The organism is Streptomyces sp. NPDC007162 (genome assembly GCF_040634175.1).
GTDB lineage: Bacteria > Actinomycetota > Actinomycetes > Streptomycetales > Streptomycetaceae > Streptomyces.
The window spans coordinates 1-7,433 of record NZ_JBEYFC010000443.1 but is presented as its reverse complement, the minus strand read 5'-3'; the positions used below and the strand labels follow the sequence as shown (position 1 = coordinate 7,433).

The following is a 7,433-nucleotide window of genomic DNA, read 5'->3' as shown; positions in this document are numbered from 1 at the left end:
AGGCGAGGGAGCCGACCACGTAGACGTTGGTGCCGTAGGTGGTGGTGGCGTACTCGTTGAAGGTGACGTCGGTGGCGTCGGTACCCGCCGACAGTCCGGTCCGTCAGGTCGCCCGCGGCACCCGCCCGTTCGAAAGTCCTGGCCTCCCGTCGCACGCCTGTGAACCTTTGTCCTGATTGCCCGCCGCGTGGCTATGGACCTTTGCGCCGCCCGGTGCAAGCGTGCACCCCGCCCGGCGCAGAAGGTCGCCGACGGAAGGGCGGTACGGCGGATGGCACGCGTACGGTACGGCGCTCGGACCGAGGCGGAGATCACGGCCACGCGCACCACGAGACTCCCGGACGTCTGGTCCACCGGGGTGGTGGCCGTCTGGGAGACCGACCCGGACGCGGTCGCCGCGGTCCTGCCGCCCCCGCTCAAGCCCACCGGCCGGCCCCTGGCGCGGGTCAACATCAGCAAGGTCGAACTGCCCGGATACCCGCTCGGCGCGGGCTCGTTCGCGGTGGCCGCCGCCCACGGCACGGTCGAGGGGTGGTACCCGCTGGTCATGCCGATGACCCACGAGCGGGCCCTCACCGGCGGCCGTGAGGTCTTCGGCGAGCCCAAGAAGCTCGGCGAGGTCACCGTCGAGCGCGAGGGCCCCGCCGTCCGCGCCGCCCTCGCCCGCCACGGTGTCACCTTCGTCGAGGTGCGCGGCACGGTCGACGGCCCGCTGCCGCTGCCCGAGCCCGCCCCGCGGACCGACTTCTACTTCAAGTTCCTTCCGGCGGTGGACGGTTCCGGCTTCGACGGCGACCCCGTCCTGGTGCACTGCGTCCGCGAGGAGAAGGTCCGCCGGCTGGAGCGCGTGAGGGGCGAGGTGGTCCTGCGCGAGTCGGGGTACGACCCGGTGGCCGACCTCCCCGTGCTGCGGCTGCTCGGCATCACCCTCGGCGAGAAGACCAGCGCCCAGCGCGGCCGGGTCGCCGAACGGGTCGACGCGCACGCCCTGTTGCCCTACGTCCACCAGCGCTACGACGACCCCCGTCAGATCCATGACGCGCCACCGGAAGGGAGCGGGGACTGATGGAACTGCGTGCCGGACAGGTCGCCGTCGTCACCGGCGCGGCGAGCGGCCTCGGCCTCGCGATGGCCCGGCGGTTCGCCGCCGAGGGGCTGAAGGTGGTCCTCGCCGACGTGGAGGCCGCCGCCCTGGAGAAGGCCGCCGACGGCCTGCGCGCCGAGGGCGCGGACGTGCACGCGCGCGTGGTCGACGTCGGCGTGCGCGAACAGGTCCTGGAACTCGCCGAGTCGGCCTACGACACGTTCGGCGCGGTGCACGTCCTGTGCAACAACGCCGGGGTCGGCTCGGGCGCCGAGGGCCGCATGTGGGAGCACGAACCGAACGACTGGAGGTGGGCGTTCGAAGTCAATGTGTGGGGTGTCTTCCACGGTGTACAGGCATTCCTCCCCAGGATGATCAAGTCGGGTCAATCCGGTCATGTGGTCAACACGTCCTCCGGGGACGGCGGGATCGCACCGCTGCCGACGGCCTCCGTGTACGCCGTCACCAAGGCGGCCGTCGTCACGATGACCGAGTCCCTCTACGCCCATCTCAGGGCGGAGCACGCGCGCGTGGGCGCCTCGGTGCTCTTCCCGGGACCGCACATGCTGCGCACGGGCCTGTGGGAGTCGCACCGGAACCGGCCCGACCGCTGGGCCAAGGAACGCCCGCGCAGGACGCCGTACCGCAGCCTCGACCAGTGGGAGGCGGCGATGCGTGCCGCGGGCAAGGAGGTCCGGTTCACGCCCGTCGAGGAGGTCGCCGAATTCGTCGTGGCGGGCATCCGCGCGGACCGCTTCTGGCTGCTGCCGGACAGCGAGCACAGCGACGCCCAGATCCGGGCGCGGGCGCGCTCGATGCTGGACCGGGCGAACCCGTCGTATCTCGAGAGTTTCGTCCTGGACTGACAGGAGGCTGTGGTGACCGCCTACGACGACCCATATCTGATCATCTCCTCCGACTGCCACGCCGGGCTGCCCACCGAGGAGTACCGGCCCTATCTGGACGCCCGGTTCCACCGTGACTTCGACGAGTTCCTCGCCGGGCGGGAGCGCCGCCGGGAGGAGATGACCCGGCTCGGCATCCGCAACGAGGCGTTCGCCGCCCGGTGGTTCCAGGACAACGAGGAGGGGCTGCGCGGGGGCTGGGACAGTGCCCAGCGCCTGAAGGAGCTGGACGGCGACGGGGTGGCCGCCGAGGTGGTCTTCCCGGACGCGGACGCGGTCGACAGCCGGACGGCGGCACCCTTCGGGGTGGGCCTCGGCCTGTCCGGCGACCACGACCCGGAGCTGGGCATGGCGGGCGCCCGGGCGCACAACCGCTGGCTGGCCGACTTCGTGTCCGAGCACCCCGAACGGCACTGCGGGGTGGCCCTGCTGCCGGTCACGGCCCCGACGGAGCGCGTCGTCGCGGAGGTGTACCGCGCGAAGGAGTCCGGCCTCGGCGCCTTGATGATCCCCTCCATGTGGGTGGACCGGGAGCCCTACCACGACCGCCGCTACGACCCCGTCTGGGCGGCCGCCGCCGACTGCGGGATGCCGGTCCTCACCCACTCCGGCGCGGCCCCGCGCCACGAGTACGGCGACCATCTCGGCATCTACGTGAGCGAGGTGACCTGGTGGCCGGCCCGCCCGCTGTGGTTCCTGCTCTGGTCCGGCGTCTTCGAACGCCACCCGGGGCTGCGCTTCGGCGTCGCCGAGTCGGGCTGCTGGTGGCTGCCGAACCTGCTGTGGTTCATGGACCGTCTCTACCTGGGCGCGCACGGCGGCAAGAAGCTCTCCCCCTTCGAGGAGCTGAGGCGCCCGCCGCACGAGTATCTCGACCGGCAGGTCTTCGTCTGCGCCACCAACACCAAGCGCCGCGAACTCGCCCAGCGTTACGAGATCGGCGTCGACAACATCCTCTGGGGCAGCGACTTCCCGCACCCCGAGGGCACCTGGCCTGACACGCGCGCGTGGCTGCGCCGCACCTTCCACGACATCCCGGTGACCGAGACCCGCCGGATGCTGGGCCTCGCGGCGGCGGAGGCCTTCGGGTTCGACGTGGACCGCCTCACCCCGCTGGCCCGCCGTATCGGCCCCACCCCTGCCGACCTCGGCCAGCAGGCCGACCAGGCGGCGGTGGAGGCCTCCTGGGCCCGCTCCCGCGAGGTGGGCCGGCACTGGCTGACGGACAACGACTTCCCTGTGCTGGGAGCGGATCGATGAACGGACAGGACCGCTACACGGTGATCTCGGCCGACTGCCACGCCGGCGCCGATCTCCTCGACTACCGGCCGTACCTGGAGAAGTGCCACCACGACGACTTCGACGTCTGGGCGGCGACCTACGTCAATCCGTACGAGGACCTGCTCGCCGACTCCGCCGACCGGAACTGGAACTCCGCGCGACGGCTCGCGGAGCTGGAACAGGACGGGATCGTCGCGGAGGTGATCTTTCCGAACACCATTCCGCCGTTCTTCCCGTCCGGCTCCCTGATGGCGCCCGCGCCGACGGCGGCGGAGTTCGAACGGCGCTGGGCGGGCCTGCGCGCCCACAACCGCTGGCTGGCCGACTTCTGCGCCGACGCGCCCGGCCGCCGCGCGGGCGTCTTCCAGATCCTCCTGAACGACGTGGAGGAGGCCGTGAAGGAGATCCGCTGGTCGGTGACGGCGGGCCTGAAAGGCGGACTCCTCCTGCCCGGCACCCCGCCCGGCTCGGGCCTTCCCGAACTCCACGCGCGCGTGTACGACCCGATCTGGGCCGTCTGCGCGGAACTCGGCGTGCCCGTCAACCACCACGCGGGTTCCGCCTCCCCGCCGCTCGGCGACGAACCCGCCGCCCGCGCGGTGTTCATGGTCGAGACGACCTGGTTCTCGCACCGGGCGCTGTGGCACCTGATCTTCGGCGGTGCCTTCCGCCGCCACCCCGGCCTGCGGCTGGTCCTCACCGAGCAGGGCTCGGGCTGGATCCCCGGGGTCCTGGCCATGCTGGACTACTACCACGGCCGCATGCTGGCGGCCACGAAGGCGACGACCGCGGAGTCCAAGTTCGGGGTCGGCCTGGCGGACGCGATGGGCGACCCGCCGTCCTCGGTCTGGCACGACAACTGCTTCGTCGGCGCCAGCTTCATGCGCCCCCACGAGGTACCGCTGCGCCACCGCATCGGCCTCGACAAGATCATGTGGGGCAGCGACTACCCGCACGACGAGGGGACGTACCCGTACACCCGTGAGGGGCTGCGCTTCGCCTTCGCCGGCGTCCCGCGCGCGGAGCTGGCGGCGATGCTCGGCGGCAACGCGGCCCGGGTCTACGGTTTCGACCTGGACCTCCTGGACCCGATCGCGGCGAAGGTGGGGCCGACGGTGGCTCAGATCGCGGAGCCGCTGTCGACGCCGCCGGCGGACGCCACGAGCCCGGTGTTCGCGCGGGGCGCCTCGGTACGCGTCTGGTGACGTCGCTGCGGCGCCCGCCGGCCTCGGGGTGCGATCCTCGCTGCTGTGACGGAACCTGTGCACGAGAACGAGGCCCACGGGGGAGCGCTCGGCTCCCGGCTGAACTGGCTGCGGGCGGCCGTACTGGGCGCGAACGACGGCATCGTGTCGACGGCGGGCATCGTCGTCGGCGTCGCCGGTGCCACGGCCGATCGCAACGCCCTGCTGACGGCGGGCCTGGCGGGTCTGCTCGCCGGATCCATGTCGATGGCGGCGGGCGAGTACGTGTCGGTGTCCACCCAACGGGACTCCGAACTCTCCGCCCTCGCCCAGGAGAAGCGGGAGCTGAAGGAGGAGCCCGAGGCCGAACTCGAGGAACTGACCGAGCTGCTGGAGCGCCGCGGCCTGTCCCGGGAGGTGGCCCGCGAGGCGGCCGTCCAGCTGACCGAACGCGATGCGCTGAGGGCCCACGCGCGCGTGGAACTGGGCATCGACCCCGACGAACTCACCAGCCCCTGGCACGCGGCGCTCGCCAGCTTCGTGGCCTTCACGGTGGGCGCCCTGCTCCCGCTGCTGGCGATCGTCCTGCCGCCTTCCGGCTGGCGGCTCCCGGTCACGGTGGGCTCGGTGCTGGCGGCCCTGGTCCTCACCGGCTGGTCCAGCGCCCGCCTGGGAGCCGCGGCGGTGGGCCCCGCGGTACTGCGCAACGTCCTGGGCGGCGCACTGGCCATGGGAGTCACCTACGCGGCGGGAAGCCTGCTGGGGGCGGCCGGGGTGTAGCGGTCGGGGCCCGGTCGGCCGGGCATTGGCGGAGACCGCCAACAAGCAAGCGCGTACCGCCGGCGATACTTGTGGGTAACAACGTCTAGCCGCAGCCGACCGGCGGTTCTACGGTGCCTGCATGCCGAACCTGCCCGATGTCGTGCTGTGGTCGATACCCGCCTTCGTGCTGCTCACCGTGATCGAGGTGATCAGCTACCGCATCCATCCCGACGACGATGCCGCCGGGTACGAGACCAGGGACGCGGCCACCAGCATCGGCATGGGGCTCGGTTCGCTGGTGTTCGACCTCGTCTGGAAGATCCCGATCGTCGCGATCTACACGGCGGTGTACGAACTCACCCCGCTGCGGGTCCCCGTCCTGTGGTGGACCGTCCCGTTGATGCTGCTCGCGCAGGACTTCTGCTACTACTGGTCCCACCGCGGCCACCACGTCATCCGCATCCTGTGGGCCTGCCACGTCGTCCACCACTCCAGCAGGAAGTTCAACCTGAGCACCGCGCTGCGCCAGCCCTGGACCTCGCTGACCGTGTGGCCGTTCTACGTCCCGCTCGTCGCCGCGGGCGTGCACCCGGCCGCGCTCGCCTTCTGCTCCTCCGCGAACCTCGTCTACCAGTTCTGGATCCACACCGAACGCATCGACAAGATGCCCCGGTGGTTCGAGACCGTGTTCAACACGCCGTCCCACCACCGGGTCCACCACGCCTCCCAGGGCGGCTACCTGGACCGCAACTTCGGCGGGATCCTCATCGTCTGGGACCGGCTGTTCGGGTCCTGGGTGCCCGAGGTCGAGCGACCTGTGTACGGGTTGACCAAGAACATCAACACGTTCAACCCCATCAAGGTGGCCACGCACGAGTACCTGGCCATCGGCAGGGACCTGAAGGCCGCGCGCGGTTGGCGGGAGCGGGCCGGGCGAGTGTTCCGGGGACCGGGCTGGGCCCCGGCGCCCGCCGTCGAACAGGCCGAGGAGTCCGTGGCCGCGTGAGAGCGACCCGGCCGCTGCTCACCGCCTTCGTCCTCGCCGTCGCCGTCGACCTCGGGTGCCTCGCCGCCGGTCTGCGCGCCGGGCACCTGGCCGCCAAGCCGCTCCTCATGCTCCTGCTCGCCGCCCACACCGCCCGCGCGGGCGGTCCCCGGCTGCTCGTCGCCGCCCTGCTGTGCGGCTGGGGCGGCGACGTCCTGCTGCTCTCCGGGGCCGAGCCCGCGTTCATGGCCGGCATGGCCTGTTTCGCCGCCGGACACGTCTGCTACCTCGTCCTGTTCCGCCGCCTCGGGCCGCCGCGCGCGCGTGCACGCGGCCTCGCCCCGGCCTACGCCGCCGCCCTCGCCACCCTGGTCGTCCTGCTGTGGCCGGACCTGCCCGCCGGCCTGCGCGTCCCGGTCGCCGGCTACAGCACCCTGCTCACCGCCATGGCGTACACCGCCGGCACCCGGTGCGGTCCGGTCGCCGGGCTCGGCGGCGCGCTCTTCATGCTCTCCGACACCCTCATCGCGACCGGTGTCGCCCACTGGCCACAGCCGCCGGCACCCGACCTGTGGATCATGCTCACCTATGCGGCGGCGCAGTTCCTGCTGGTACGGGGCACCCTCGACGCGCGGCCCGCACCGGCCACGACGTACGGTGAAGTGCGCTCGACCACCCCTTGAGCGCGCCCACGCCACCGCACGAGAAGGACCCTCGCCATGCGCGCCACCACCATCCACGCCCCGTACGACATGCGCGTGGAGGACGTGCCCGAGCCCATGGTGCAGCTGCCCACCGACGCCGTCGTACGGGTGCTGCGCGCCTGCATCTGCGGCAGCGACCTGTGGGCGTACCGCGGCGAGGCGGCCCGGCAGCCGGGACAGCGCATCGGGCACGAGTTCCTCGGCGTGGTCGAGGAGGCCGGCTCCGAGGTGGGCACGGTGAAGCGCGGCGACCTCGTGGTCGCGCCCTTCATGTGGTCCGACGGCGTCTGCGACTACTGCCGCGAGGGCCTGACCACGTCCTGTGAGCACGGCGGTTTCTGGGGCGCCGTGGGATACGACGGCGGCCAGGGCGAGGCGGTACGCGTCCCGTTCGCCGACGGCACCCTCGTCCGGCTCCCCAAGGAGGCCGCCTCCGACGACCACCTGCTGTCCGCGTTGCTGACCCTGTCCGACGTGCTCGGCACCGGCCACCACGCGGCCCTCCGCGGACCATCAGGAAGGTGCGGC

Annotated in this window: 8 protein-coding genes; all 8 read left to right on the top strand. The window is 72.2% G+C overall.

The genetic code is table 11. The features are described from left to right. The first annotated feature begins 271 nt into the window (after positions 1 to 271). On the top strand, positions 272 to 1,066 hold the full coding sequence (locus tag ABZ646_RS35415; protein ID WP_360528355.1) for an acetoacetate decarboxylase family protein: 795 nt from the start codon (positions 272 to 274) through the stop codon (positions 1,064 to 1,066). After that, positions 1,066 to 1,950: an SDR family NAD(P)-dependent oxidoreductase gene (locus tag ABZ646_RS35410; RefSeq protein WP_360528352.1), complete on the top strand. Its 885-nt coding sequence runs from the start codon at positions 1,066 to 1,068 to the stop codon at positions 1,948 to 1,950. Before ABZ646_RS35415 ends, ABZ646_RS35410 begins: the two co-directional genes overlap by 1 nt. A gap of 12 nt (positions 1,951 to 1,962) precedes the next feature. After that, positions 1,963 to 3,249 carry an amidohydrolase family protein gene (locus ABZ646_RS35405; protein WP_360528349.1) on the top strand — a complete coding sequence of 429 codons (1,287 nt, stop codon included), beginning with the start codon at positions 1,963 to 1,965 and terminating at the stop codon, positions 3,247 to 3,249. Continuing rightward, positions 3,246 to 4,475: an amidohydrolase family protein gene (locus tag ABZ646_RS35400; RefSeq protein ID WP_360528346.1), complete on the top strand. Its 1,230-nt coding sequence runs from the start codon at positions 3,246 to 3,248 to the stop codon at positions 4,473 to 4,475. Before ABZ646_RS35405 ends, ABZ646_RS35400 begins: the two co-directional genes overlap by 4 nt. A 45-nt stretch (positions 4,476 to 4,520) precedes the next feature. Next, a complete protein-coding gene (locus tag ABZ646_RS35395; protein WP_360528343.1) occupies positions 4,521 to 5,234 on the top strand; it encodes a VIT family protein in 714 nt (237 codons plus the stop codon). Between the two features lie 121 nt (positions 5,235 to 5,355). After that, positions 5,356 to 6,222, top strand: a complete 867-nt coding sequence (locus tag ABZ646_RS35390) for a sterol desaturase family protein (protein WP_360528340.1) — start codon at positions 5,356 to 5,358, stop codon at positions 6,220 to 6,222. Further along, positions 6,219 to 6,884 (top strand): lysoplasmalogenase, encoded by a 666-nt coding sequence (locus ABZ646_RS35385; protein ID WP_360528337.1) that lies wholly within the window; start codon positions 6,219 to 6,221, stop codon positions 6,882 to 6,884. The genes ABZ646_RS35390 and ABZ646_RS35385 overlap by 4 nt, the downstream gene beginning before the upstream one ends. 36 nt (positions 6,885 to 6,920) lie before the next feature. Continuing rightward, on the top strand, positions 6,921 to 7,433 hold a 513-nt coding region (locus ABZ646_RS35380), incomplete at its 3' end, for an alcohol dehydrogenase catalytic domain-containing protein (protein ID WP_360528334.1).

Bases quoted from the DNA above. Each gene is read 5' to 3' on its own strand.
- ABZ646_RS35415 (WP_360528355.1), top strand. From the start codon at position 272: ATGGCACGCGTACGGTACGGCGCTCGGACCGAGGCGGAGATCACGGCC.
- ABZ646_RS35410 (WP_360528352.1), top strand. From the start codon at position 1,066: ATGGAACTGCGTGCCGGACAGGTCGCCGTCGTCACCGGCGCGGCGAGC.
- ABZ646_RS35400 (WP_360528346.1), top strand. From the start codon at position 3,246: ATGAACGGACAGGACCGCTACACGGTGATCTCGGCCGACTGCCACGCC.
- ABZ646_RS35390 (WP_360528340.1), top strand. From the start codon at position 5,356: ATGCCGAACCTGCCCGATGTCGTGCTGTGGTCGATACCCGCCTTCGTG.